The 980-nt window shown below is 53.8% G+C and carries 1 protein-coding gene; it reads right to left on the bottom strand.

Translation table 11 applies throughout. From position 1 onward, the window contains the following. Positions 1-980: InlB B-repeat-containing protein (locus HUK38_RS14605; protein ID WP_202985582.1), on the bottom strand; the 980-nt coding region annotated here is incomplete at both ends.

Below are 980 nucleotides of genomic sequence, written 5' to 3'. Positions count from 1 at the left end.
GCGGTGACGTTTTTCGCCGCATCTAGTGTGACGGTGCAATTGTCTGTACCCGAACAACCACCGCCACTCCAACCGGTGAAGGTGGCAGTAGCGGTCGGAGTAGCGGTCAGGGTGACAGCGGTGTTGGCGTCGTAAGTCTTTGAACAATCGTTAAATTCTCCACCACAGTTGATGCCGGCAGGATCGCTGGTGATGTAGCCACTGCCGGTGCTGACGACCGTTAAGGTATAGGGTACGGGTGCAAAGCGGGCGATGATGGCGGCGGTTGTGGTGAGGGTTAGTGTGCATGGGTTGGCGTCGTCGGGGCAAGAAACGCCGTCCCAGCCGGCGAAGGTGGCAGTGGCGCCGGGTGTGGCAGTTAATTCAATGGTGCTGTTAATTGGATAGGTGGCACTGCAACTATTGCTGTTTATTCCGCAGTTAATTCCCGCCGGTGTGGTGCTGACGTGACCTTCGCCATCGATGCTCATTGATACTGATAATGAAATCGGGGTGAAATTAGCGCTCACGTTTTGCATCGCTGTCATGGCGATTTGGCATTGTTGAGGGGTATTTTCAATGGCGGTGCAATTACCCCAACTATTTAAGACATAACCGATGTCAGGCGCGGCGGTCAGGGTGATGATTTGATTGGCGAGATAAGTTTCAGAGCAATCAATGGCGGTGTTTGAACTGCCGCAGTTAATGCCATTACCGCTAATGGTGCCGCGATTCGGGCGGGTGATGGTGAGCAAATAGGTTGGAATAAAACTGGCGCTGACAGTTTGGGCGCCGTCAATGGTGATTTGGCATTCCAGCGGGTTGTCAGCAATTGGAGTGCAATTCGTCCATTCACCAAAAACGTAGCCGGGATTCGCTGTGGCGGTCAGGGTGATTGTTGGATTAGTTGAATAGGTTTCATCGCAATCAGTGGCGGTGGCCGCGCTGCCGCAGTTGATGTTAGAGCCGGTGATGGCGCCATTGGTTGGGCGGGTAATGGT

The sequence above is a fragment of the Thiospirillum jenense genome (assembly GCF_014145225.1).
GTDB classification, from domain to species: Bacteria; Pseudomonadota; Gammaproteobacteria; order Chromatiales; family Chromatiaceae; genus Thiospirillum; species Thiospirillum jenense.
This window is presented reverse-complemented; position numbering and strand designations above follow the sequence as displayed.